This window comes from Kitasatospora sp. NPDC094015 (assembly GCF_040304075.1).
Taxonomy (GTDB): domain Bacteria; phylum Actinomycetota; class Actinomycetes; order Streptomycetales; family Streptomycetaceae; genus Kitasatospora.
Map to the genome: position 1 here is coordinate 63,130 of NZ_JBEOUL010000026.1, position 24,386 is coordinate 87,515.

Below are 24,386 nucleotides of genomic sequence, written 5' to 3' on the forward strand. Positions count from 1 at the left end.
CGGCCGGAGCGGACCGGTCCCTGTCGGCATGCCTCGACACGTCATCTCCCGCCCCCGTGCCGCCGAACCCTCCTCCCGCGCGCCCTGTGCCGCCCGCTCGACGACGAGCCGGCCGGCCGCGCGGGAGCGCGGCGCGGGCCCATGACTAGGAGTCCGGACAATGGAGCGTCCCTTCCCCACCGTCGCTGTGGTCGGCCTCGGCACCATGGGTGCCGGTGTCGCCGTCGCGGTGGCCCGCAGCGGCCGCCGGGTGATCGGCATCGAGGCCGACCAGGCCTCCGCCGCCCGCGCGCTGGCCCGGATCGAGGAGGCCACCGCGCACGCGGTCGAGCGCGAGCGGTTCACCCCCGAGGCCCGCAGCGCCCTGCTCGCCCTGATCTCGGTCGGCCACGACCTGCAGGCCGCCGCCGGCGCCGACCTGGTGATCGAGGAGGTGCCGGAGCAGCTGGAGCTGAAGCGGCGGATCTTCGCCGACCTGGACCGGATCTGCCCGCCCGCCACCGTCCTCGCCACCGGCACCACCGCGCTGTCGGTGACCCGGATCGCCGCCGCCACCGCCCGCCCCGAGCGGGTGCTCGGCGTGCACTTCTTCAACCCGGTGCACTCGATGCGGCTGGTCGAGGTGGTCCGCACCGTGCTGACCTCCCCGCAGGCCGCCGAGGACGTCGCCGCGCTCGCCCGCGAGCTGGACAAGGAGCCGGTGGCCGCCGGCGACCGGGCCGGGTTCATCGTCAACGGGTTGCTGTTCGCCTACCTCAACCAGGCGGCCGCGATGTTCGAGTCGCGGTACGCCACCCGCGAGGACATCGACGCCGCGATGCGGCTGGGCTGCGGGCTGCCGATGGGTCCGCTGGCGCTGCTCGACCTGATCGGCATCGACACCGCCCGCACCGTGCTGGAGGCGATGTACGAGCAGTCCAAGGACCGGCTGCACGCGCCCGCCCCGATCCTCGGCCAGCTGGCCGCGGCCGGGCTGCTGGGCCGCAAGTCGGGCCGCGGCTTCTACACCTACGAGGCCCCCGGCTCCTCCAAGGTGGTCGCCGGGCCCGCCGCCGGCCTGGCCGGCCGGGTGGCCGGCCGCGAGGTGCGCAGCGTCGGCGTCTGCGGCTCCGGCACGATGGCGACCGGCATCGCGGAGGTGCTGGCGAAGGCCGGGTACCCGGTGCTGCTGGCCGCCCGCAGCCAGGAGAAGGCGGACCGGGCCAAGGCGCAGCTGGCGAAGTCGCTGGAGCGGTCGGTGGCCAAGGGCCGGCTGACGGCGGAGCAGCGGGACGCGGCGCTCGCGCTGACCACCCCGACCGGGCAGTACGCCGACCTGGCCGAGGCCGACCTGGTGGTCGAGGCGGTGGCGGAGGACCTGGAGGTCAAGCGGGAGCTGTTCGCCACCCTCGACAAGATCTGCAAGCCGGGCGCGGTGCTCGCCACCACCACCTCCAGCCTGCCGGTGATCAGCTGCGCGACCGCGACCTCGCGGCCGCAGGACGTGATCGGCATGCACTTCTTCAACCCGGCGCCGGCCATGAAGCTGGTCGAGGTGGTCTCCACCGTGCTGACCGCCGAGGACGTCACCTCGACCGTGCTGGAGCTGTGCGGCAAGGCCCGCAAGCACGCGGTGGAGTGCGGCGACCGGGCCGGCTTCATCGTGAACGCGCTGCTCTTCCCGTACCTGAACGACGCGGTGCGGATGCTGCAGGAGCACTACGCGACCGTGGACGACATCGACACCGCGATGAAGCTCGGCTGCGGCTACCCGATGGGTCCGTTCGAGCTGCTGGACGTGGTCGGCCTGGACGTGTCGCTGACCATCGAGCAGGTGCTGCACCAGGAGTTCCGCGAGCCGGGGCTGGCGGCGGCGCCGCTGCTGGAGCACCTGGTGGCGGCCGGCTGCCTGGGCCGCAAGAGTGGTCGCGGGTTCCGCGACCACGCGCGCCGGTGACCGGGCGGGCGCCCGGGCGACCGGGCGCCGGGCCGGCGGGTGCGGGCCGCGGGGGGCCGGGCGTCCCCGGCGGCCCGGCGGTGCCGGGCGCGCTGCCCGGCACGCTGCCGGGGGTGCTGCCGGGCACCGCGCGGCGGCCGGCCGGGGCCGCCGGTCCGGCCTGGGGCGGCGGGCCGGCGGGCGCCCGGTGGCTGCGGCCCGCCACCCCGGTTCCGGCCGCGGCGCCGGTGCGGCGGCCGAAGCCGCCGGCGGGCGCGCCCGGGGCGTGTAGCGTTCCGGCCATGGATCGGGACCATTCATCCTCGGAGCGCAACCCCTCGGAGCACCCGGCCGGCCGGCCGGCGGCGGAGGGCGGTGCGGGCAGCCGGCGGGCGGCGGCGCAGCGCCAGCAGATGCGCCAGGACCTGGCGACGGCGGCCATGGAGCTGTTCGCCACCCAGGGCTACGAGGAGACGACGGTCGACCAGATCGCCGCCGCGGCCGGGGTGGCCCGCCGCACCTTCTTCCGGTACTTCCGCTCGAAGGAGGAGGCGATCTTCCCGGACCACGACGACACCCTGGTCCGGGTGGCCGACCTGCTGGCGAGCGCCGACTCCGAGGAGCACCCGCTGGACGTGGTCTGCCGGGGCATCAAGGAGGTGCTGCGGATGTACGCCTCCACCCCGGCGGTCTCGGTCGCCCGGTACCAGCTGATCCGGCAGGTGCCGGCGCTGCGGGAGCGCGAGATCGCGGTGGTGGCCCGGTACGAGCGGCTGTTCACCCGCTACCTGCTCGGGCGCTTCGACGCGGCCGAGGAGACGCCGCCGAGCTGGCAGCGCGGCGGGGACGACGACTCGATGCTGGCCGAGGTATCGGCGGCGGCGGTGGTCGCGGCCCACAACCACGTGCTGCGGCGCTGGCTGCGGGCCGGCGGGCACGGCGACGTGGAGTCCCAGCTGGACCACTCGTTCGCGGTGATCCGCGGGACGTTCTGGCCGACGCCGCCGAGCGGGGCCAGACGCCGTGGCACTGTTGTGGCACCCGGTGCCACGAGTGACTCGCTGTCACCGATGGAGGCTGCTGCGGTGAGCGCACTCAGTGCCAGCCCCGGGGGTGAGGTGCTCATCACAGTCGCCCGTACGGACGCCCCGCTCGACCTGGTGGTCGACTCGATCAGGGCGGCACTTGCCGGCTCCCAGGCTGGTTAACGCAGGAAAAACACCCAGGTCAAGACAGATTCGAAGGCCCGTCCGGGAGTTCTCCGGGCGGGCCTTCGGCGTGCCCGGCGGCCCGTTGTCGAACTGTCATCCGGTTCACTCGAACTAGTGACACCCGGTGTCTTTACGAGTGGCACAGGGTGCCACTACTTTGTTACCCACCGGTCGCGGCGCCGCGGCTCCCCACCTCGGCGCGCCGTGTCGGGCGTCCCCGCACAGCTGGGGGCGAGCACCACCCAGCACCACCTCGGCGACCCACCCAACCGTCGCACCGCAGACCCACCCACAGACCCTCAGCGAAGCCGGTGTCCGCTCCCGGCTCCCCCAGACGCCCTGTGCGCCCTCAACACAGGTACGCCTTCGGAGGCAGCCATGCAGGAAATCCTCGACGCGATCCTCAGCTCCGACAGCACCGCGGCGGACTTCGCCGCGCTCAAGCTCCCGGAGTCCTACCGCGCCGTGACGCTCCACAAGGACGAGGAGCAGATGTTCGCCGGCCTCGACAGCCGCGACAAGGACCCACGCAAGTCCCTGCACCTCGACGACGTCGCGCTGCCCGAGCTCGGCCCGGGCGAGGCCCTGGTCGCCGTGATGGCCAGTGCCGTGAACTACAACACCGTCTGGTCCTCGATCTTCGAGCCGGTCTCCACCTTCGGCTTCCTGGAGCGCTACGGCCGGCTCTCCCCGCTCACCAAGCGGCACGACCTGCCCTACCACGTGCTCGGCTCGGACCTCGCGGGCGTGGTGCTGCGCACCGGCGCCGGCGTCAACGCCTGGAAGCCCGGCGACGAGGTGGTCGCGCACTGCCTGTCGGTCGAGCTGGAGTCCTCGGACGGCCACAACGACACGATGATGGACCCGGAGCAGCGGATCTGGGGCTTCGAGACCAACTTCGGCGGCCTGGCCCAGCTGGCCCTGGTGAAGACCAACCAGCTGATGCCCAAGCCCCGTCACCTGTCCTGGGAGGAGGCCGCCTCCCCCGGTCTGGTCAACTCCACCGCCTACCGCCAGCTGGTCAGCCGCAACGGCGCCGGCATGAAGCAGGGCGACAACGTGCTGATCTGGGGCGCCAGCGGCGGCCTCGGCTCGTACGCGACCCAGTACGCGCTGGCCGGCGGCGCCACCCCGATCTGCGTGGTCTCCAACGACCAGAAGGCCGAGATCTGCCGGGCCATGGGCGCCGAGGCGATCATCGACCGCAGCGCCGAGGGCTACAAGTTCTGGAAGGACGAGAACACCCAGGACCCGCGCGAGTGGAAGCGCCTGGGCGCCCGGATCCGCGAGCTGACCGGCGGCGAGGACGTCGACATCGTCTTCGAGCACCCGGGCCGCGAGACCTTCGGCGCCTCGGTCTACGTCACCCGCAAGGGCGGCACCATCGTCACCTGCGCCTCCACCTCCGGCTACATGCACCAGTACGACAACCGCTACCTGTGGATGTCGCTGAAGCGGATCGTCGGCTCGCACTTCGCCAACTACCGCGAGGCCTGGGAGGCCAACCGGCTGGTCGCCAAGGGCAAGATCCACCCGACCGTCTCCAAGGTCTACTCGCTGGAGGAGACCGGCCAGGCCTCGCTCGACGTGCACCAGAACAAGCACCAGGGCAAGGTCGGGGTGCTGTGCCTGGCGCCCGAGGAGGGCCTGGGCGTGCGGGACCACGAGTTCCGGGCCCAGCACATCGACGCCATCAACCGCTTCCGGAACATCTGATGGCCGAGCAGACCGGCGAGCGCGTCCAGCGGGACCGTCCCTGGCTGATGCGCACCTACGCAGGCCACTCCACCGCGAGCGACTCCAACGCGCTCTACCGGCGGAACCTGGCGAAGGGCCAGACCGGCCTGTCGGTCGCCTTCGACCTGCCCACCCAGACGGGGTACGACTCCGACCACATCCTCGCCCGCGGCGAGGTCGGTCGGGTCGGCGTACCGGTGGGCCACGTCGGCGACATGCGGACGCTGTTCGACGGCATCCCGCTCGAGCAGACCAACACCTCCATGACGATCAACGCGACCGCCATGTGGATGCTGGCGCTCTACCAGGTGGTCGCCGAGGAGCAGGGCGCGGACATCGCCCGGCTCACCGGCACCACCCAGAACGACATCGTCAAGGAGTACCTGTCGCGCGGGACGCACGTCTTCCCGCCCGGCCCCTCGGTCCGGCTGATCACCGACATGATCGCCTACACCGTCGGCAACATCCCCAAGTGGAACCCGATCAACATCTGCAGCTACCACCTGCAGGAGGCCGGGGCCACCCCGGTGCAGGAGATCGCGTACTCGATGTGCACGGCGATCGCCGTGCTCGACGCCGTCCGCGACTCGGGCCAGGTGCCGCCCGAGCGGATGGGCGAGGTGGTCGCCCGGATCTCCTTCTTCGTGAACGCGGGCGTCCGCTTCATCGAGGAGATGTGCAAGATGCGGGCGTTCGGCCGGCTCTGGGAGAAGGTCACCCGCGAGCGGTACGGCATCGAGGACGCCAAGCAGCGCCGCTTCCGGTACGGGGTCCAGGTCAACTCGCTCGGGCTGACCGAGGCCCAGCCGGAGAACAACGTCCAACGGATCGTGCTGGAGATGCTGGCGGTCACGCTGTCCAAGGACGCCCGCGCGCGGGCCGTCCAGCTGCCGGCGTGGAACGAGGCGCTCGGCCTGCCCCGGCCCTGGGACCAGCAGTGGTCGCTGCGGATCCAGCAGGTGCTGGCCTACGAGTCCGACCTGCTGGAGTACGGCGACATCTTCAACGGCTCCGAGGTGATCGAGGCCAAGACCGCCGACCTGCTGGCCGGGGCCGAGGCCGAGATCGCCAAGGTGCTGGAGATGGGCGGGGTGATCCCGGCCGTCGAGTCCGGCTACCTCAAGTCCAACCTGGTCGCCTCGCACGCCGCCCGGCGGGCCCGGATCGAGGCCGGCGAGGACAAGATCATCGGGGTGAACTGCTTCGACACCACCGAGGAGAACCCGCTCACCGCGGACCTGGACGCGGCAATCATGGTGGTCGACCCGGCCTCCGAGCAGTCCGTGCTCGACTCGCTGCGGGCCTGGCGCGAGGGGCGGGACGAGACGGCGGTGCAGACCACGCTGGCCGAGCTCAAGTCCACCGCCGCCACCACCGACAACCTGATGCCCGCCACGCTGGCCTGCGCCCGGGCCGGGGTCACCACCGGCGAGTGGGCCTTCGCCCTGCGCGAGGTGTTCGGCGAGTACCGCGCCCCCACCGGGGTCGGCGGGGCGCCGGTGGCCGTGGCCGCCGAGCCCGGCGGCGAGCTGGCCGCGGTCCGCGAGGCGGTCGCCGCCACCGCGGCCGAGCTGGGCACCGGCAAGCTCCGGCTGCTGGTCGGCAAGCCCGGCCTGGACGGCCACTCGAACGGCGCCGAGCAGATCGCGGTCCGGGCCAGGGACGCCGGCTTCGAGGTGGTCTACCAGGGCATCCGCCTGACGCCCGAGCAGATCGTCTCCGCCGCCGTCGCCGAGGACGTGCACTGCGTGGGCCTGTCCATCCTCTCCGGCGCGCACCCGGAGCTGGTCCCGGACGTGCTGCACCGGCTGCGGCGCGCCGGGGTGGAGGATGTGCCCGTGATCGTGGGTGGCATCATCCCGGCTGCGGACGCCGAGACTCTCAAGGCCGCCGGTGTCGCCGCGGTCTTCACCCCGAAGGACTTCGGCATCACCACCATCATCGGCCGGATCGTGGACGAGATCCGGCTGGCCAACAGGCTTCAGCCCTGGGCCGCCGCCACCGCGGCGACCAGCTGACCGGGAAGGACCACCCCCTCATGACCACCGTCAACCGCCTCCGGCCCCGCCGTTCCTGCCTGGCCGTGCCCGGCAGCAACCCGCGCTTCCTGGAGAAGGCCCAGGGCCTGCCGGCCGACCAGGTCTTCCTCGACCTCGAGGACGCCTGCGCCCCGCTGGTCAAGGAGAGCGCCCGGCACAACATCGTCGACGCCCTCAACAACGGCGACTGGGGCAAGAAGACCCGCGTGGTCCGGGTCAACGACTGGACCACGCACTGGACGTACCGCGACGTGATCACCGTGGTCGAGGGCGCCGGCCCGAACCTGGACTGCATCATGCTGCCCAAGGTCCAGGACGCCACCCAGGTCAAGGCGCTCGACCTGCTGCTCACCCAGATCGAGAAGACCATGGGCTTCGAGGTCGGCCGGATCGGCATCGAGGCGCAGATCGAGAACGCCAAGGGCCTGGTCAACGTCGACGAGATCGCCGCCGCCTCGCCCCGGCTGGAGACCATCATCTTCGGCCCGGCCGACTTCATGGCCTCGATCAACATGAAGACCCTGGTGGTCGGCCAGCAGCCGCCCGGCTACCCGGCCGACGCCTACCACTACATCCTGATGCGCATCCTGATGGCCGCCCGCACCCACGACCTGCAGGCGATCGACGGCCCCTACCTGCAGATCCGCAACCAGGAGGGCTACCGCGAGGTGGCCGGCCGCGCCGCCGCGCTCGGCTTCGACGGCAAGTGGGTGCTGCACCCGGACCAGGTGGCCGCGGCGAACGAGATCTTCTCGCCCTCCCAGGAGGACTACGACCACGCCGAGCTGATCCTGGACGCCTACGACTGGTGCACCTCCGAGGCGGGCGGCGCCAAGGGCTCCGCGATGCTCGGCGACGAGATGATCGACGAGGCCAGCCGCAAGATGGCCCTGGTCATCGCCGGCAAGGGCCGCGCCGCCGGCTTCGAGCGCACCTCCAAGTTCGAGCCCCCGCAGGCCTGACCCGCCGCTACCCCGTTAAGGAAGCTGAATCATGCAGTTCGGACGCACCTACGAGGAGTTCGAGGTCGGCGCGGTCTACAAGCACTGGCCCGGCAAGACGGTCACCGAGTACGACGACCACCTGTTCTGCCTGCTGACCATGAACCACCACCCGCTCCACATGGACACCAACTATGCGGAGAAGACGACGGACTTCGGCAGGAACGTCGTGGTGGGCAACTACATCTACTCGCTGCTGCTGGGGATGTCCGTCCCGGACGTCTCCGGCAAGGCGATCGCCAACCTGGAGATCGAGTCGCTGCGGCACGTCGCGCCGACCTTCCACGGCGACACCATCTACGGCGAGACCGTGGTGCTCGACAAGTGGCCGTCCAAGTCCAAGGACGACCGCGGCATCGTCTACGTCGAGACCAAGGGCTACAAGCAGGACGGCACGGTGGTCTGCATCTTCCGCCGCAAGGTGATGGTGCCCACCGAGACCTACATCAAGGCGCGCGGCGGCGAGCAGCCCGGCCGCCCGGAGCCGCTCTCCTAGGCCCCGGCCTTCCCCGAACCCCGGCTGGGCAGGCCGCCGTCATCGGCCGCGCCCACTCCGGTACGGGGGCCCGGCTGCCGCAGCCACGCCGGCCGGGCCCCCGGCAACACCCGAAACCGCAGCACCGGCAGCACCCGCAACACCGCCAGTACCTCCCCCACCCTCAGCGCATTCCCCCAGAGACGGAGCCGCACGATGGGACGCCTCGCACAGACCGACGGCCTCACCGAGATCCAGCGGGACATCCTCGCCACCGTGCGGGACTTTGTCGACAAGGAGATCATCCCGGTCGCGACCGAGTTGGAGCACAAGGACGAGTACCCGGCCGCGATCGTCGAGGGGATGAAGCAGCTCGGCCTGTTCGGCCTGACCATCCCGGAGGAGTTCGGCGGCCTCGGCGAGTCCCTGCTCACCTACGCGCTGGTGGTCGAGGAGATCGCCCGCGGCTGGATGTCGGTCTCCGGCATCGTCAACACCCACTTCATCGTGGCGCACATGATCAACGCGCACGGCACCCAGGAGCAGAAGGAGTACTTCCTGCCCCGGATGGCGGCCGGCGAGATCCGCGGCGCCTTCTCGATGTCCGAGCCGGGCCTCGGCTCCGACGTGGCCGCGATCTCCACCAAGGGCGTCAAGGACGGCGAGTTCTACGTCCTCAACGGCCAGAAGATGTGGCTGACCAACGGCGGCACCTCCACCCTGGTCGCGGTCCTGTGCAAGACCGACGAGGGCGGTTCGACCCCGTACAAGAACATGACCACCTTCCTGATCGAGAAGACCCCGGGCTTCGGGCCGAACGAGACCGTGCCCGGCCTCACCGTGCCGGGCAAGATCGAGAAGATGGGCTACAAGGGCGTCGACACCACCGAGCTGGTGCTCCAGGACGTCCGGATCCCGGCCGACCGGATCCTCGGCGGCGTCCCGGGCCGGGGCTTCTACCAGATGATGGACGGCGTCGAGGTCGGCCGCGTCAACGTGGCCGCCCGCGGGTGCGGCGTCGCCCGGCGCGCCTTCGAGCTGGGCATCCAGTACGCGCAGCAGCGCACCACCTTCGGCAAGAAGATCGCCGAGCACCAGGCGATCCAGTTCAAGCTGGCCGAGATGGCCACCAAGGTCGAGGCCGCGCACCAGATGATGGTGATGGCCGCCCGCAAGAAGGACAGCGGCGAGCGCAACGACCTGGAGGCCGGCATGGCCAAGTACCTCGCCTCGGAGTACTGCAAGGAGGTCGTCGAGGACTCCTTCCGGATCCACGGCGGCTACGGCTTCTCCAAGGAGTACGAGATCGAGCGGCTCTACCGCGAGGCACCGATGCTGCTGATCGGTGAAGGTACGGCGGAGATCCAGAAGATGATCGTGGGTCGCCGCCTGCTCGAGGAGTACCGACTCGCCGACTGACCTTCCGTCCGGTCGGGCGCGGCCGTGCGGGTCCGCGCCCGGCCCCGCCGCATCCCCCGGGGCCTGGTCAGCTCCGGCGGGTGGTGCGGCGCCCGGAAGCGGTCGTAGGGCGCGTTCCACGCTGTACACGCCCTACGACCGCTTCTGTACGCCCTTCAGGCCGCGTTACGGGGCTCTTGGGCCCATCGGTCCACCGGCACCCCCCGAGCCGCTCCAGCGGCGCTCCAGCCGCGATCCGCGCGGAGCGCGGCAGTGCTCCACCGTGAGACATGGGTCACGGGATCCGTCGAGACCCTTTGGGAACCGGACCACCCCGGGCTACGGTCGTACACATAGCAGGCGCATCCGGGTACCGCACTGGAGAGTTCCACGAGCAGGCGGCTTGCCCACCTACCGTCTGGTCCCGATAGCATCCACCGGGACACCGTCCCCATATCACCCGATCCCCGCGGTGGCCCCCGTCCAGCGGCCATGCTCTGTCCCTCGGGGCCCGCGACAAAGGTCTTCGATGCCCATCAGCCCGTCCCCTCACACCTCCGTCCCGGATCGCGATGCCTTCGCCGCTCCGACAGCCGGCCGGCGACCCCGCGTGACCATCGCGCGCGGAGCCACCCCCTGGTTCGTCCCCACGCTGGCCACCGCCGCCCTCACCAGCGCTCTCACCCGGCGCAACGGCAAGTGGGCGCTCGCGGCCGTACCGGCCTGCGCGCTCGGTGCGGGCATGCTGTGGTTCTTCCGCGACCCCGAGCGTGAGATCGGCACCGGCAGAGTGATCTCGCCGGCCGACGGTGTCGTGCAGTCCATCGACGCCTGGCCGGACGGCCGGACCCGGGTCGCGATCTTCATGAGCCCGCTCAACGTCCACGTCAACCGCGCGCCGCTGCCCGGCACCGTGACGTCCGTGGAGCACGTCGCCGGCGGCTTCGTCCCGGCGTTCAACAAGGACAGCGACACCAACGAGCGTGTCGTGTGGCACTTCGACACCGAGCTCGGCGACATCGAGATGGTGCAGATCGCGGGGGCCGTGGCCCGTCGCATCGTGCCGTACGTGGACGCCGGCACCAAGGTCGAGCAGGGCGACCGGATCGGCCTGATCCGCTTCGGCTCCCGCGTCGACACCTACCTGCCGGCCGGCATCGAGGTCGGTGTCGAGGTCGGCCAGAAGACCACCGCCGGGGTGACACGCCTTGACCGTGACTGATCCTGAGACTCTCGTCGGCCTGGACGACGAGGAGACCGACCTGCGTCGCCGCCGCTGGGCGCGCGACCGCGAGCTCCGGGCTCCCCGTTCGCCGCAGCACCTGTCCACCGCCGACTTCCTGACCCTGGGGAACGCCGTCTGCGGCTTCCTGGCGATCTACTCGATCACCACCGGGGTCCTGATGCCGCACCTCACCGGCGAGTCCAACACGCCGGACAAGCACAGCGCGGCCACCGCCGTGACGCTGCTGCTGATCGGCGCCATGTGCGACCTGTTCGACGGCCTGGTGGCCCGCAAGCTGCGCTCCTCGGCGCTGGGAGCGGAGCTGGACAACCTGGCCGACCTGATCAGCTTCGGCATCGCGCCGGCGTACTTCGTCGCGGTCTGGGGCATCGTCTCGCCCGACAGCAACCAGCAGCTCTCCGCCTTCATCGCACTCACCGTGCTGCTGTCGGTGGTGCTGCGGCTGGCGAGGTTCTCGACCGTGAAGATGCGGCCGGGGATCTTCCAGGGCATGCCCTGCCCGATGGGCGCCATGACGGTGATCGCGATCGTCCTGCTGGACCCGCCGTTCGTGCCGGGCCTGCTGATGATCTTCGGTGTGGCGTACCTGATGGTGAGCCGGATCGAGTACCCGAAGCCGCAGGGCCTGCTGGCGACCGCCACGCTGGCCTGGATCGTGGTCAGCATCGGCTGCCTCGCCTCCTGGGCGGCCGGGCTGCCGGGCGGCGACACCCTGATGCACATCGGTGCGGTCGCCCAGATCGCGCTGGCCGCGATGGCGCCGCTGCTGGTCATCCGCCGCAAGGTGGGCCAGAAGGTCGGCGACGTGCGCGCCCGCCGCGCCGAGTCGCGGGGCTGCTGACCCGCACCGCGTACCACGAAGGGGCCCGGATCCTGATGGATCCGGGCCCCTTCGCCGTGTTCTCGTCGTCGCCGTGCTCGCTGCGCCACGGCGCGGCGGCCGCTACGCGCCGCCGTGGTGGACGCTGAAGGCCGAGCGGCGGGCCGCCCGGGCCACCGCCGGGTCCGGGTGCACCCCGGCGACCGCCGTGAGCACCGAGGCCGCCCTCGGGTGGCCGGACTGCCGGGCCCGGTTGAACAGCCGGACCGGCTCCCCCGCCGAGGCGCCCTCCACGTGGCCGACCAGCAGGCCGGTCTCGCCGTGGTCGAGCACCGCGGCCGCGGTGTCCACCCAGAGCCAGGCGGCGTCCTCCGCACCGAGCACGTCGGCCGGGGAGACCCCGCCCTCGTCCAGCTGCTCGGCCAGCCAGAGCAGCGCGTACGGGCGCAGCACCGCCTCCTCGACCGCGCCGCGCACCGCCGCCTCGGCGGTGCGACCGGCCACCCGGAGCGCCTCGAAGGCGAGGCCGCGCACCAGCGCGTCCTCGCCGCGGGCGGCGTCCAGCAGCTCGGCGACGGCCCGGTCGGCGGGGCGGGCGGCGACCCAGGCCCGGTACTCGGCGCGGGCCGGGCCGGGCGAGTAGTCGGCGCAGGCGCTGAGCAGCTCGGGCGCGCTCTGCTCGATGTGCCCGGCGGCGGTCTGGGCCACCGTGCAGATCTCCTCCAGCTTGGCCCGCACCGCCCAGTGCCCGAGCGGCGACAGCTCGGCCGCCTCGTCGCTCCTGGTCAGCGCGCCGACGGCGGCCAGGCCGTCGAGCATCCAGTCCAGGACGGCGGCGACGTCGCCGGAGGCGGGCAGGGTGTCGATCTGCGGCTCGCGGCAGGTGCCGCGGACCGCGGAGACGGCGGAGGCCGCGTGCGGGACCGGCGAGAGCGGGCCGGCGCCGACGGCGACGCCGACCCGGCGCTCGTCCAGGCCGCGCCGCAGCAGCTCCAGCAGTTCGCTGTCGGGGACCGGGCCGTCCACCAGGTGCAGGAAGGAGAGCAGCTGGGGCGCCTGGTCGACGGCCTGACCGGCGAGCACCGCGAAGACGCCGCGCATCGCGGCGGGCGGCACCGGTGCCAGCAGGGTCCAGGCGTCGAACAGCGCCGACCAGCCGCGGACCACGGCCTCGTCGTCGTGCTCCCAGGCGTGCAGGCGCCAGCCGGGGCCGGCGCCGCTGTCGCGGAGCTCGACCAGGCCGATCTGCAGGGCCTGGCCCCAGGCCTTGGCGGCGGCGCCGACGGTCATGGCGAGGGCCAGCCCGGCCGCCCGGGCGTCCTCGGGCAGCAGCTCCCCGCGCTTGTCGACCTCGCCGAGTTCGCCCGCCCAGCGGGCGATCCGGACCGCGTCGGCGAGCATCCGCCGGGCGAGCGGGGCCAGCTCCGCGGGGGCGGGGAAGCCGTCGGGTACGGGTACCCTGCCACGCCCGGGCTTGGGCTGGGGGGTACGGCGGCGGGCTGCGGCGGGGCTGCCCTGGATTGCGCTGTCGGCACGGCTGCCCGTGCCTGGCAGACGGGTGACCGTCGCACCGGTACGGATCGTCGGCTGGAGCGGGGCATCACGGTCGCGCGGGTTCCGAGACGTCACGCCGTGCAGTCTTCCCCTTGTACGGGCGTTCTGTCACATCGGGTGCGGCGCGTCTTTGGCGCCGGGGGCCCGGAACCCGTCCCGGATTCGGGCAAGGGCCCGCAAACCGGGCCCGGAACCCTTGACATCCGCCCCGTACACGACAAACAATTCCGGCCCACCGGCGCCGCCGTGGCTCGGAGCGGTGGGCCCAGCGCGATGGGCGCAGTGCGGCGGGCCCAGGAGCGGTGACTCTCAGAGCAGTGGGGTGAGAAAGCGTCGCAGGTGCTCCAGGTAACGGTCCGGGTCGGCGTTCCACAGGGCGGCGTGCCCAGCATCAGGGACGCTGCACAGGCTCACCAGGTTCTCCCGCCGCCGGGCCAGTTTCTCGGCGGCCGCGTACGGGGCGACGGCGTCGTCCGGGCTGTGCAGCAGCAGCACCGGCACGTGCAGGTCGCTGCCGTCGGCAAGCCGGGCGAAGTCCGCCAGGTCCACCCCCGAACGGCCCTGCGCGGCCAGCGCGCCCAGCTCGGCCACCGGGGCCGGGGCCCCCGTCCGGGCGGCCACCCGGCGCACGGTGGCCGGCCAGTCCAGCACCGGGGAGTCCAGCACCAGCCCGCTCACCGACTCCCGCCAGTCCGAGCGGGCGGCCGCCTGGAGCGCGATGGTGGCGCCCAGCGACCAGCCGTACAGCACCACCCGGCCCGCGCCGGAGGCCAGCGCGGTGCGGATCGCCGCCTCCACGTCCCGCCACTCGGTCTCCCCGAAGTGCCCGAGGCCGTCCGGGGAGCCCGGTGCGCCGCGGTCGCCGCGGTAGGTGACGGTGAGGGTGGGCAGCTGGAGCGAGTGCAGCAGCGGCATGACCGGGAGCGCCTGGGTGCGGTCGGCCGCGGGGCCGTGCACCAGGATCATCCAGGTCCCGCGGACGGCGGGGACGAACCAGGCCGGGAGCGGACCGAGCTCACCGGTCACCGCGTCGTCGGTGAACGCCATCCCGAACGCGCGGAACGGGTCCCCGACGTACACCCGGGGGGTCAGCCGGACCTCCGTGCCGGTGACCAGGGTGCCCAGCTCGGCCCGCTCCAGCCGGCGGGTCACGGTCTGCACGCCGGTGGCGACCACCTCGCCGACCACCGCGTGGCCGCCCTCGCCCCACTCCAGGCCGTAGCGGCCGGGGCGGACCGAGTCCGGGGTCCGGCTGAGCGTCACCAGGCCGGGGGCGAGGGCGTGCACCCGCAGCGCGGGGCGGGCGCCGCCGGGCTCGACGCCGGGGCGCAGGACCCGCTCGGAGACCTTGCGGCCGAGCAGCAGACCGGCCGCCGCCCCGGCCCCGACGGCGGCTGCTGCCACGATGGCGGCGGTACCCCAACGCATACTGCTCCCCGGATGCTGGTCGCGGATCGGACGCGGTACGGTCCCAGTCCACCGCCCGCGCCCCGGCGCAGCCACCGGAAGCGGCCGTTCGAGGGGCCGGACGCCCCGCGCGGCCTCAGACCGGGATCTCGGTGGAACGTCCGGCGAGCAGCTCCCAGAACCGCGCGGCGGGCGGGCGGCGCGACGGCTCCGCGGCGGCCGGGGTGGCGGCGCCCCAGTGCATCGGCACCTGGTACTCCCCCTGCAGTTCGGCCAGGACCTCGGCGAGCACCTCCCGGTCGACCGGCACCAGCCGGGCCACCGGCTTCAGCTGGGCCTGCCAGCGGCCCTGCACCACCTGGCGCAGCCGCTGCTCCAGGTCGTCCTGGTGATGGGTGATCCGGACCAGCGTGCGCAGGCCCAGGCCGAGCACGTGGGCCAGCGCGCGGGTCTGCTCCGCGTCCCCGGTCCACCGGCCGGTGTCCTCCGCCTTCCGGTACGCCTGCTCGGTGACGCCGATCCGGCGGGCCGCCTGTTCCTGGCTCAGCTCCCGGGCGACCCGGAAGTCACGCAGTCCGTCGGGCGGGGCGCCCATCAGCTGGGCCGGCGGGCACCACAGGGCGCGCGCCAGCGCGATGAACTCCTCCTCGGACGGCCGGATCCCGCCGGTCTCCCACCCGATCACATGGGCGGGCAGCAGCCGCACCCCGTGCGCGGCCATCCCCTCGACCACCTGGTCCGGGGTCAGGCCGAGCCCGGCGCGGTGGGCACGGGCGGCCGCCGGGGAGAACGGCACCGGCGTCGGTTCGGGCTGTCTTCGTCGCATGCCACGAAGCTAGGGGCGGCGCGGCCCGCGCTGTACCCGCCGAACACACGAAGCCCGGTTGGACGGTCGGACAGTGGACTGGCCGATCACACAGCCCCGGCCCTCCGAACGGCCGCACTACTCGGAGGTAGTGACGGCGGCCGCCGCCGGGCGCAAGCTACGCGGGTAGCGCGCCGGAGCGTCCCCGGGCCTCCGCAGCACCCTTCGGCGACCCCGGTGAGCTGGGGTGATGACGTGTGATCAAGGCCTCCGGCGGACCGGTTGACTCCCGGTCCGGGCCCGTGGTCAGATCCTTGGGCCATACGGAGGCAAGGAGAGGAAGCCGGTGCGAATCCGGCGCGGTCCCGCCACTGTCACCGGGGAGCACGCTCGGCCCGGCCGCCCTCGGCCGGGACGCGGGGGTGCGTCCGACCCGGAAGCCAGGAGACTCTCGCCGCCGTTCGTCGATCCAGGGCGCGGACCCTGAGTGAGGACACGCGAGCCATGCAGGCTGCCCCGAACCGAGCTCCGCTCGCTGCGCCGTGCGCCGGCTGAGCGCGGCCGCCCCCCACCTGCTCGGCGCCGCCCTCGGCCACCTCGCGGACGCCCGCTACGGCGACCCGCGGCGCGGCCACCCGGTCGCCCTGTTCGGCACGGCCGCCGGCCGCCTGGAGCGGGCCCTGTGGCGCGACCACCGGGGCGCCGGCGCGCTGTACACCGCCGTCTGCGTGGGCGCCGTCGCGGCCGGCACCGCGCTGGCCGACCGGGCCCTGCGGCGCTCCCCGCTGGGCCGCACCGCGCTCACCGCCGCCGCCACCTTCACCGTGCTCGGCGGCACCTCGCTCACCCGGGAGGCGGAGACCGTCGCCGGGGCGCTGCGGGCCGGCGACCTGACCGCCGCGCGGGAACGGCTGCCGCACCTGTGCGGGCGCGATCCGAGCGGCCTGGACGAACAGCAACTGGCCCGGGCCGTGGTCGAGTCGGTCGCCGAGAACACCGCGGACGCGGTGGTCAACGCGCTGGTCTGGGGCGCGGTGGCCGGGGCGCCCGGGCTGCTCGCCTTCCGGGCCGTCAACACGCTGGACGCGATGGTCGGTCACCGCTCGGCCCGGTACGCGCGGTTCGGCTGGGCCTCCGCCCGGCTCGACGACGTGGCCGGCTGGCCCGGGGCCCGGCTCACCGCCCTGCTCACCGTCGCCGCCTCACCGGAACCCGGCCGCACCTGGCGGATCTGGCGCCGGGACGGCTCCTCCCACCCCAGCCCCAACGCGGGCCAGGCCGAATCGGCGTTCGCCGGGGCGCTCGGGGTACGGCTCGGGGGCACCCTCCAGTACGGGACGCGGACCGAGCACCGGCCGGTCCTGGGGGCCGAACTCCGGCCGGTCACCGTGGACGACATCGACCGCGCCTGCACCCTCTCCCGCCGCGTCGGCCTCCTCGCCTTGGCGACGACCTCGGCGGCGGCCCTCCTGAAGCGACACCGCTCATGAGGACGACCCCGACCCGCAGGGGCGCGGGGAACTGCGCGACGTCGCAAGTGACGGTATCGCGCCTTCCGCAGCGCGCAGTTCCTCGCGCCCCTGAAGGCACCCACGTGCGGGCAACCACCCCTAGGGGCGCGGGGAACTGCGCGGCATCGGGAGTGACGGCGCCGCGCCTACCGCAGCGCGCAGTTCCTCGCGCCCCCGGAGGTATCCCGGTGCGCAGGGTGGGTTTCGCTGGATGTGTCGGGGGTCGGTGGATCGGAGGCGGGTGTGGGTAGGGCGTTGTTGGTGGCCGGGACGACCTCGGATGCGGGGAAGTCGGTGGTGACGGCGGGGATCTGCCGGTGGCTGGTGCGGCAGGGGGTGCGGGTGGCGCCGTTCAAGGCGCAGAACATGTCGCTCAACTCCTTCGTCACCGCGGACGGCGCCGAGATCGGCCGGGCGCAGGCGATGCAGGCCGCGGCCGCCCGGGTCGAGCCGGAGGCGGCGATGAATCCGGTGCTGCTGAAGCCGGGTGCCAACGGCCGCAGTCAGGTGGTGCTGCTCGGCCGGCCGGTGGCCGAGGTCGGGGCGCTGGACTACCGGGAGCGCAAGCCCGTCCTGCTGGAGCGGGCGCTGGAGTGCCTGGCGGATCTGCGCGGCCGGTACGACGTGGTGGTCTGCGAGGGAGCCGGTTCGCCCGCCGAGATCAACCTGCGGGACCGGGACATCGCCAACATGGGCCTGGCCACGGCCGCCGGGCTGCCGACCGTGGTGGTCGGCGACATCGACCGCGGCGGCGTGTTCGCCGCGATGTACGGCACGCTCGCGCTGCTCTCGGCCGAGGACCAGCGGCACGTGGCCGGCTGGTTCGTGAACAAGTTCCGCGGCGACGCCCGGCTGCTCGCGCCCGGTCTGGACATGCTGCACCGGCTGACCGGCCGTCCGGTGCTCGGCACCCTGCCGATGCTGCCCGGCCTGTGGCTGGACGCCGAGGACTCGCTGGACCTGACCACCGTCGTCGAGCAGCAGGCGTCCGCCGGCCCGTACGGCGCGGACGTGCTGCGGGTGGCCGTGGTGCGCTTCCCGCGGCTGTCCAACTTCACCGACCTGGACGCGCTCGCCCAGGAGCCGGGCGTCCTGGTCCGCTGGGCCACCCGGCCGGAGGAGCTGGCCGACGCGGACCTGGTGGTGCTGCCCGGCACCCGCGCCACCGTGGCCGACCTGGCGTGGCTGCGCGAACGCGGCCTGGAGGTCCCGCTGAAGGCCCGCGCGGCCGCCGGCCTGCCGGTGCTCGGGGTGTGCGGCGGGTACCAGATGCTGGGCCGCGAGATCACCGACGAGGTGGAGTCGGGGGCCGGCACGGTCGGCGCGCTCGGCCTGCTGCCGGTCCGGGTGGTGTTCGGCGCCGAGAAGGTGCTGGCCCGGCCGGTCGGCGAGGCGTACGGGGAGCGGGTCGAGGGGTACGAGATCCACCACGGCGTGGTGGAGGTGGAGGGCGGCGAGGTGTTCATCGCGGACGGCACCGGGCGCCCGCTCGAGGGCTGCCGCCTGGGCGCGGTGTGGGGCACCACCTGGCACGGCGTGCTGGAGAACGACGCCTTCCGCCGGGCCCTGCTGCGCGAGGTGGCGGCGCTGGCCGGCCGGGCGTTCGTGCCCGCGCCGGACACCTCGTTCGCCGCCGCCCGCGAGGAGCGCCTGGACCGCCTGGGCGACCTGATCGAGGAGCACGCCGACACCGACGCGCTGTGGAAGCTGATCGAGGGCGGGGTGCCCGCCGCGGGCAGCCTGCCGTTCGTCCCGCCGGGGGCACCGTGACAAGTCTGGAGAGTGGCACGACTGATGAGTGACGTCCGATACCCGTTCACCGCGATCGTCGGCATGGCCGACCTGCGGCTCGGGCTGCTGCTCAACGCGGTCTCACCGGCGGTCGGCGGGGTGCTGGTGCGCGGTGAGAAGGGCACCGCCAAGTCGACCATGGTGCGCGCGCTGGCCGGGCTGCTGCCCTCGATCGCGACCGTGGAGGCCTGCCGGTTCGCCTGCGACCCGGCCGCGCCGGACCAGCAGTGCCCGGACGCCCCGCACGCCGCCGCCGGCACCGAGCGGCGCCCGGCCCACCTGGTGGAGCTGCCGGTCGGCGTCTCCGAGGACCGGATCGTCGGCTCTCTGGACCTGGAGCGGGCGCTCGCCGAGGGCGTCAAGGCGTACGAACCCGGGCTGCTGGCCAAGGCGCACCGCGGCGTGCTCTACATCGACGAGGTGAACCTGCTCCAGGACCACCTGGTCGACCTGCTGCTGGACGCCGCCGCGATGGGCCGCTCGTACGTGGAGCGCGAGGGCGTCTCCGTCCGGCACGCGGCGCGCTTCCTGCTGGTCGGCACGATGAACCCGGAGGAGGGGGAGCTGCGCCCGCAGCTGCTCGACCGGTTCGGGCTGACCGTGGAGATCGCGGCGACCCGGGACGCGGCCGAGCGGGCCGAGGTGGTCCGGCGCCGGCTGGCGTACGACGCCGACCCGGCCGCGTTCGCCGCCCGGTTCGCCGAGCCGGAGCGGGAGCTCGCCGAACGGATCACCGCCGCCCGGGAGTTGCTGCCCTCGGTCGAGCTGGGCGACGGGGCGCTGCGGCAGATCACCGCCGTCTGCGCCGCCTTCGAGGTGGACGGCCTGCGGGCGGACATCGTGATGGCGCGCACCGCCGTCGCGCTGGCCGCCTGGGCCGGCCGGACCGAGGTGCTGGAGGAGGACGTCCGGCAGGCCGCCCGGCTGGCGCTGCCGCACCGCCGGCGCCGCAACCCGTTCGACGCCCCGGGGCTGGACGAGGAGCAGCTGGAGCGGACCCTGGAGGAGCACGCCGAGCAGCCCGAGCCCCCGCAGGACCCGGAGGGCCGCGGCCCGGACGGCGGCCCGGACGGGGACGGCGACGGGGAGGGCCCGGACGGCGGTGGACCGGACGGCGGCGGCGCGCCCGAGCCGGCCGGCCCCCCGCAGGACGGCAGCGCGGCCGACGCTCCCCGCCCCGACGGACCGCAGCCCGACGGACCGCAGGAGCCGGCCGCCCCGGTGCCGCAGCCCGCGCCCGGTGGCGGGCGGGAGGCCACCCCGGTGGCCGCCGGCGAGCCGTACCGGACCCGGCTGTTCAGGGTGCCCGGCACCGGCAAGGGCGCCCAGGGCCGCCGCTCCCCCGCCGAGACCGACAGCGGGCACACCGTCCGGGCCCGCCGCCCGCAGGGCCGGCTCAGCCGGCTGCACCTGGCCGCCACCCTGCAGGCGGCCGCGCCGCACCAGGTGGCGCGCGGGCGGGCCGGCCGGGCGCTGGTGCTCCAGCGGGACGACTTCCGGGAGCAGGTGCGCCGGGGCCGGGAGGCCAACCTGGTGCTGTTCGTGGTGGACGCCTCCGGGTCGATGGCCGCCCGGCAGCGGATGACGGCCGTCAAGGGCGCCGTGCTCTCCCTGCTGATGGACGCCTACCAGCGGCGGGACAAGATCGGCATGATCACTTTCCGCGGCGCGGACGCCGAGCTGGTGCTGCCGCCGACCTCCTCGGTGGAGGTGGGCGCGGCCCGGCTGGAGCAGCTGCCGACCGGCGGCCGCACCCCGCTGGCCGCCGGTCTGCTGCGCGCCCACGAGGTGCTCCGGGTCGAGCGGATGCGCGACCCGAACCGCCGCCCGCTGCTGGTGCTGGTGACCGACGGCCGGGCCACCGGCGGCAAGGACGCGCTCGCCCGGGCGGGCCGGGCGGCGGACCTGCTGGCCGCCCAGGGCCTGGCCGCGGTGGTGCTGGACTGCGAGTCCGGCCCCGTCCGGCTCGGCCTCGCCCGCACCGTGGCCGCCCGGCTGGGCGCCCCCGCCGTCTCCCTGGACGAGCTGCGTGCCGAGGGCGTGGCCGCCCTGGTGCACGCGCACCGCACCGCCGACCACGACCGAAAGGCCGCGTGACCCCATGCCCAAGGGCGTACCCGAGACCGTCCCCGAAGACGGCCTGACCACCCGCCAGCGCCGCACCCTGCCGATCACCGCCGTGCACACCGGCCCCGGCAAGGGCAAGTCCACCGCCGCCTTCGGGATGGCGCTGCGGGCCTGGAACCAGGGCTGGCCGATCGGGGTGTTCCAGTTCGTCAAGTCCGCCAAGTGGAAGGTCGGCGAGGAGAACGCGCTGCGCGTGCTCGGCGCCTCCGGCCAGGGCGGCACGGTGGACTGGCACAAGATGGGCGAGGGCTGGTCGTGGGTCCAGCGCTCGTCCGAGATGGAGCAGTCCAGCGAGGAGGCGGCCAAGGAGGGCTGGGAGCAGGTCAAGCGCGACCTGGCGGCCGAGACCTACCGGTTCTACGTGCTGGACGAGTTCACCTACCCGATGCACTGGGGCTGGGTGGATGTCGAGGAGGTGGTGGCGGTGCTGCGCGAGCGCCCCGGCAGCCAGCACGTGGTCGTCACCGGCCGGTACGCCAAGCCGCCGCTGACCGAACTCGCCGACCTGGTCACCGAGATGACCAAGGTCAAGCACCCCATGGACGCCGGCCGCAAGGGCCAGCGCGGTATCGAGTGGTAGCCCGTTGAACATCCCCCGTCTCGTCGTCGCCGCGCCCTCCTCGGGCGCGGGCAAGACCACCGTCGCCACCGGCCTGATGGCCGCGCTGAGCGCGCGCGGCCTGGCCGTCTCCCCGCACAAGGTCGGCCCGGACTACATCGATCCCGGCTACCACGCGCTGGCCGCCGGCCGGCCGGGCCGCAACCTGGACGCCTACATGTGCGGCGCCGAGCGGATCGCCCCGCTGTTCCTGCACGGGGCGGCCGGGGCGGACGTCGCCGTGGTCGAAGGGGTGATGGGGCTGTACGACGGCGCCGCCGGGCAGGGCGAGCTGGCCTCGACAGCGCACGTGGCCAAGCTGCTGGCCGCCCCGGTGGTGCTGGTGGTGGACGCCTCCGCGCAGTCCCGCTCGGTGGCCGCCCTGGTGCACGGCTTCGCCTCCTGGGACCCGCAGGTGCGGCTGGCCGGGGTGATCCTCAACCGGGTCGCCTCCGACCGGCACGAGGACCTGCTGCGCGAGGCGCTGGAGGAGGGCTCCGGGGTGCCGGTGCTCGGCGCGGTGCGGCGGGCGGCCGCGGTCGCCACGCCCTCCCGGCACCTGGGGCTGATCCCGGCGGCGGAGCGGTCCGAGCAGGCGTTGGCCGCCGTCCGGGAGATGGGCGAGCTGGTGGCCCGCTCGGTCGACCTGGACGGGCTGCTGGCGCTGGCCGGCAGCGCGCCGCCGCTGGCGGCCGAGCCGTGGGACCCGGCGGCCGAGGTGACGGCGGTGCCGGGCCGCCCGCGGATCGCCGTCGCGGGCGGGGCGGCCTTCTCCTTCTCGTACGCGGAGAACTCCGAACTGCTCGCCGCCGCCGGCGCCGAGGTGGTGGGCTTCGACCCGCTGCACGACACCGAACTGCCCGAGGGCACCGCCGCGTTGGTGATCGGCGGCGGCTTCCCGGAGCTGTACGTCGGCGAGTTGAGCGGGAACACCCGGCTGCGCGCGGCCGTCGCCGCGCTCGCCGCCAAGGGCGCTCCGATCGCCACGGAGTGCGCCGGCCTGCTCTACCTGGGGCGGGAGTTGGACGGCCGGCCGATGTGCGGGCTGCTCGACACCACCGCCCGGATGACCGAGCGCCTCACCCTCGGCTACCGCGAGGCGGTCGCCCTCGGTGACAGCCCGCTGGCCGTGACCGGCACCCGGGTCCGCGGCCACGAGTTCCACCGGACGGTCTGCGAGCCGGGCAGCGGCGAGCAGAGCGCCTGGGCCTGGCGCACCCCGGCCGGTCCGCGCACCGAGGGCTTCGTCCAGGGCCCGGTGCACGCCTCCTACTTGCACCTGCACTGGGCCGGGGTGCCGCAGGCGGCCGAACGCCTGGTCCGGGCCGCCGCCGCAGGCCCGGCCGGGAGTTGACGGCCTGGAACTGACGGTCGGGAGCCGGCGGCGGGCCGGATCCGGCGCTACCCGCGGTAGCCGACCGGGGCGGCCGCGGCGCCCGGGGCGGTGCCGGGAGCCTCGGGGCCGTCGGAGTCCGAGCGGGTGGCCAGACCGAGCGCCGAGCGGGCGGCCATCGCCTTGGCCGACACCGCGCCGAGCCGGGCGGCGACCAGCTCGCGTTCGATGACGTCCGGGTCGGAGCTGCCGGCGGCGGCCCGCAGGTGGACGCCCTCGGCGCGGACGGCGGCGGTGAGGTCGGCCACCGGCTTCGCGGCCCCGGAGCCCCAGGTGCCGGCCGCCAGCGCGGACGCCTCGGCGTCGGCGGCCTCGGCGAGCCGCCCGGCCCAGGCCCGGAAGGCGGCCGGGTCGTCGGCCGGCTCGTCCAGGTCCGGGACGCTGTCCTCGGCCGTGTTGAACGGCCGGACGGCCTTCAGGTAGGCGATCTGCTCGGCCGTCAGGTTGCCGGCGTCGCGGCGCAGCGAGCCGGTCCGGTCGCCGTGGGAGGAGGTGTAGAGGCAGACCACCCCGCGGTCGTCGGCCAGGGTCCAGCCGGACTTCTGCGGGTAGTAGTAGTACACGTCGACGTCGTCCGGGACGGCGAGGATGTCCATCGTGTACTGCTCCCGGCTCGCGGTGCAGAGCTTCTCCGCCTCGTCGGCGACCTTCTGCTCCCCGGGGTAGTCACCGCCGGCCACGATCCTGGTGGTGGCGAACACCTCGCCGTAGTGGGCGGCCGAACAGGGGACCACGGCCAGCTCGGTGGCCCGGTCGAGGTTCTTCGGCCGGGTGAAGCAGTCGCCCGCGTGGACGTTGTCCACGCTCACCGTGCCGGGGGTGCCGGGTGCGGCGCTGCGGCTCCAGGCCGGTGCGGGCAGGCCGCTGGTGCTCGCCCTGTCCTCCTCGGCCCGGTGCAGGGCGGCGACGGTGGCCCCGGTGATCACTCCGACGCCCCACAGACAGCCCAGCACCAGGCCCGTGACGGCCATCCACCGGCCGCGCTCGTTGCGTTGCGGGATGGTGCGCAGCGCCGAGATCCCGAAGGCGATGGCACCGACCCACAGGCAGCAGGCGATGCCGAACACGCCGAGCACCAGCGAGGTGATCGCGTACCCGCTCCAGCCGCCGGGCGGCTGCGCGCCCCAGCCGGGCTGCCCCGGGTACGGGTAGGGGTAGGGCTGCGCATACGGGTACGGCTGCGCCGGGTAGGGCTGTTGCGAGGGTGGGGGCGGGGTCGCGCCGATGGTCTGCGCGGGTGGTGCGAACGCCTTCAGCACGGTGTCCTCGGCGGCCGGGGCCGCTGCGGATTCGGGGACGTTCGGCTGGGGCTGGTCGGACGGAATGGCTGGATCCCCCTCGGGCGCAGGACTGCCGTC

General features: G+C 74.0%; 18 protein-coding genes and 1 riboswitch. Of the genes, 14 read left to right on the forward strand and 4 right to left on the reverse strand.

Features of this window, described 5'->3' with window-relative positions:
• Positions 1–160: 160 nt before the first annotated feature.
• The 9 genes from ABT014_RS26200 (at position 161) to ABT014_RS26240 (ending at position 11,863) form a co-directional block, all read left to right on the forward strand.
• Complete coding sequence (locus ABT014_RS26200) at positions 161–1,936, forward strand: 3-hydroxyacyl-CoA dehydrogenase family protein (protein ID WP_350641643.1); 1,776 nt, start codon at positions 161–163, stop codon at positions 1,934–1,936.
• Positions 1,937–2,217: 281 nt separating this feature from the next.
• Entirely contained in the window at positions 2,218–3,123 is a 906-nt protein-coding gene (locus tag ABT014_RS26205; protein ID WP_350641644.1) for a TetR family transcriptional regulator, read from the forward strand.
• A gap of 381 nt (positions 3,124–3,504) precedes the next feature.
• Complete coding sequence (ccrA, locus tag ABT014_RS26210) at positions 3,505–4,842, forward strand: crotonyl-CoA carboxylase/reductase (RefSeq protein ID WP_350641645.1); 1,338 nt, start codon at positions 3,505–3,507, stop codon at positions 4,840–4,842.
• Positions 4,842–6,881: an ethylmalonyl-CoA mutase gene (locus tag ABT014_RS26215; RefSeq protein ID WP_350641646.1), complete on the forward strand. Its 2,040-nt coding sequence runs from the start codon at positions 4,842–4,844 to the stop codon at positions 6,879–6,881. The genes ccrA and ABT014_RS26215 overlap by 1 nt, the downstream gene beginning before the upstream one ends.
• 20 nt (positions 6,882–6,901) lie before the next feature.
• Positions 6,902–7,864, forward strand: a complete 963-nt coding sequence (locus ABT014_RS26220) for an HpcH/HpaI aldolase/citrate lyase family protein (RefSeq protein ID WP_350641647.1) — start codon at positions 6,902–6,904, stop codon at positions 7,862–7,864.
• 31 nt (positions 7,865–7,895) lie between these two features.
• On the forward strand, positions 7,896–8,399 hold the full coding sequence (locus tag ABT014_RS26225) for a MaoC family dehydratase (RefSeq protein ID WP_350641648.1): 504 nt from the start codon (positions 7,896–7,898) through the stop codon (positions 8,397–8,399).
• A 195-nt stretch (positions 8,400–8,594) separates the two neighbouring features.
• Entirely contained in the window at positions 8,595–9,797 is a 1,203-nt protein-coding gene (locus ABT014_RS26230) for an acyl-CoA dehydrogenase family protein (protein WP_350641649.1), read from the forward strand.
• A 508-nt stretch (positions 9,798–10,305) separates the two neighbouring features.
• A complete protein-coding gene (locus ABT014_RS26235) occupies positions 10,306–10,998 on the forward strand; it encodes a phosphatidylserine decarboxylase (protein ID WP_350641650.1) in 693 nt (230 codons plus the stop codon).
• Positions 10,985–11,863, forward strand: coding sequence for a CDP-alcohol phosphatidyltransferase family protein (locus ABT014_RS26240; RefSeq protein WP_502895101.1), 879 nt, complete (start codon positions 10,985–10,987; stop codon positions 11,861–11,863). Before ABT014_RS26235 ends, ABT014_RS26240 begins: the two co-directional genes overlap by 14 nt.
• A 102-nt stretch (positions 11,864–11,965) precedes the next feature.
• On the opposite strand, the gene ABT014_RS26245 is transcribed toward ABT014_RS26240, so the two are convergent.
• The 3 genes from ABT014_RS26245 to ABT014_RS26255 form a co-directional block, all read right to left on the reverse strand.
• Entirely contained in the window at positions 11,966–13,471 is a 1,506-nt protein-coding gene (locus ABT014_RS26245; protein WP_350641651.1) for a hypothetical protein, read from the reverse strand.
• Positions 13,472–13,705: 234 nt separating this feature from the next.
• A complete protein-coding gene (locus ABT014_RS26250) occupies positions 13,706–14,824 on the reverse strand; it encodes an alpha/beta hydrolase (protein ID WP_502895102.1) in 1,119 nt (372 codons plus the stop codon).
• Positions 14,825–14,939: 115 nt separating this feature from the next.
• Entirely contained in the window at positions 14,940–15,629 is a 690-nt protein-coding gene (locus ABT014_RS26255; protein WP_350641653.1) for a helix-turn-helix domain-containing protein, read from the reverse strand.
• 289 nt (positions 15,630–15,918) lie between these two features.
• A riboswitch (cobalamin riboswitch) is annotated at positions 15,919–16,081 on the forward strand.
• A 78-nt stretch (positions 16,082–16,159) separates the two neighbouring features.
• Between ABT014_RS26255 and ABT014_RS26260 the strand changes: the two genes are divergently transcribed.
• The 5 genes from ABT014_RS26260 (at position 16,160) to ABT014_RS26280 (ending at position 22,989) form a co-directional block, all read left to right on the forward strand.
• A complete protein-coding gene (locus ABT014_RS26260; protein ID WP_350641683.1) occupies positions 16,160–17,098 on the forward strand; it encodes a cobalamin biosynthesis protein in 939 nt (312 codons plus the stop codon).
• Positions 17,099–17,362: 264 nt separating this feature from the next.
• The gene (locus ABT014_RS26265; RefSeq protein WP_350641654.1) at positions 17,363–18,889 is read left to right on the forward strand and encodes a cobyric acid synthase; all 1,527 of its coding nucleotides are present in this window, start codon (positions 17,363–17,365) and stop codon (positions 18,887–18,889) included.
• A gap of 24 nt (positions 18,890–18,913) precedes the next feature.
• Positions 18,914–21,007, forward strand: coding sequence for a putative cobaltochelatase (locus tag ABT014_RS26270; RefSeq protein WP_350641655.1), 2,094 nt, complete (start codon positions 18,914–18,916; stop codon positions 21,005–21,007).
• Between the two features lie 4 nt (positions 21,008–21,011).
• Positions 21,012–21,617: a cob(I)yrinic acid a,c-diamide adenosyltransferase gene (cobO, locus tag ABT014_RS26275; protein ID WP_350641656.1), complete on the forward strand. Its 606-nt coding sequence runs from the start codon at positions 21,012–21,014 to the stop codon at positions 21,615–21,617.
• Positions 21,618–21,621: 4 nt separating this feature from the next.
• Positions 21,622–22,989, forward strand: coding sequence for a cobyrinic acid a,c-diamide synthase CobB (locus tag ABT014_RS26280; protein WP_350641657.1), 1,368 nt, complete (start codon positions 21,622–21,624; stop codon positions 22,987–22,989).
• Between the two features lie 47 nt (positions 22,990–23,036).
• On the opposite strand, the gene ABT014_RS26285 is transcribed toward ABT014_RS26280, so the two are convergent.
• Positions 23,037–24,287 carry a DUF4190 domain-containing protein gene (locus tag ABT014_RS26285; RefSeq protein ID WP_350641658.1) on the reverse strand — a complete coding sequence of 417 codons (1,251 nt, stop codon included), beginning with the start codon at positions 24,285–24,287 and terminating at the stop codon, positions 23,037–23,039.
• Positions 24,288–24,386 lie beyond the last annotated feature (99 nt).

Excerpts from the sequence above, each read along its gene's own strand:
- ccrA (WP_350641645.1), top strand. The coding sequence starts at position 3,505 with ATGCAGGAAATCCTCGACGCGATCCTCAGCTCCGACAGCACCGCGGCG.
- ABT014_RS26230 (WP_350641649.1), top strand. The coding sequence starts at position 8,595 with ATGGGACGCCTCGCACAGACCGACGGCCTCACCGAGATCCAGCGGGAC.
- ABT014_RS26225 (WP_350641648.1), top strand. The coding sequence starts at position 7,896 with ATGCAGTTCGGACGCACCTACGAGGAGTTCGAGGTCGGCGCGGTCTAC.
- ABT014_RS26200 (WP_350641643.1), top strand. The coding sequence starts at position 161 with ATGGAGCGTCCCTTCCCCACCGTCGCTGTGGTCGGCCTCGGCACCATG.
- cobO (WP_350641656.1), top strand. The coding sequence starts at position 21,012 with ATGCCCAAGGGCGTACCCGAGACCGTCCCCGAAGACGGCCTGACCACC.
- ABT014_RS26220 (WP_350641647.1), top strand. The coding sequence starts at position 6,902 with ATGACCACCGTCAACCGCCTCCGGCCCCGCCGTTCCTGCCTGGCCGTG.
- ABT014_RS26270 (WP_350641655.1), top strand. The coding sequence starts at position 18,914 with ATGAGTGACGTCCGATACCCGTTCACCGCGATCGTCGGCATGGCCGAC.
- ABT014_RS26215 (WP_350641646.1), top strand. The coding sequence starts at position 4,842 with ATGGCCGAGCAGACCGGCGAGCGCGTCCAGCGGGACCGTCCCTGGCTG.
- ABT014_RS26255 (WP_350641653.1), bottom strand. The coding sequence starts at position 15,629 with ATGCGACGAAGACAGCCCGAACCGACGCCGGTGCCGTTCTCCCCGGCG.
- ABT014_RS26235 (WP_350641650.1), top strand. The coding sequence starts at position 10,306 with ATGCCCATCAGCCCGTCCCCTCACACCTCCGTCCCGGATCGCGATGCC.
- ABT014_RS26250 (WP_502895102.1), bottom strand. The coding sequence starts at position 14,824 with ATGCGTTGGGGTACCGCCGCCATCGTGGCAGCAGCCGCCGTCGGGGCC.
- ABT014_RS26205 (WP_350641644.1), top strand. The coding sequence starts at position 2,218 with ATGGATCGGGACCATTCATCCTCGGAGCGCAACCCCTCGGAGCACCCG.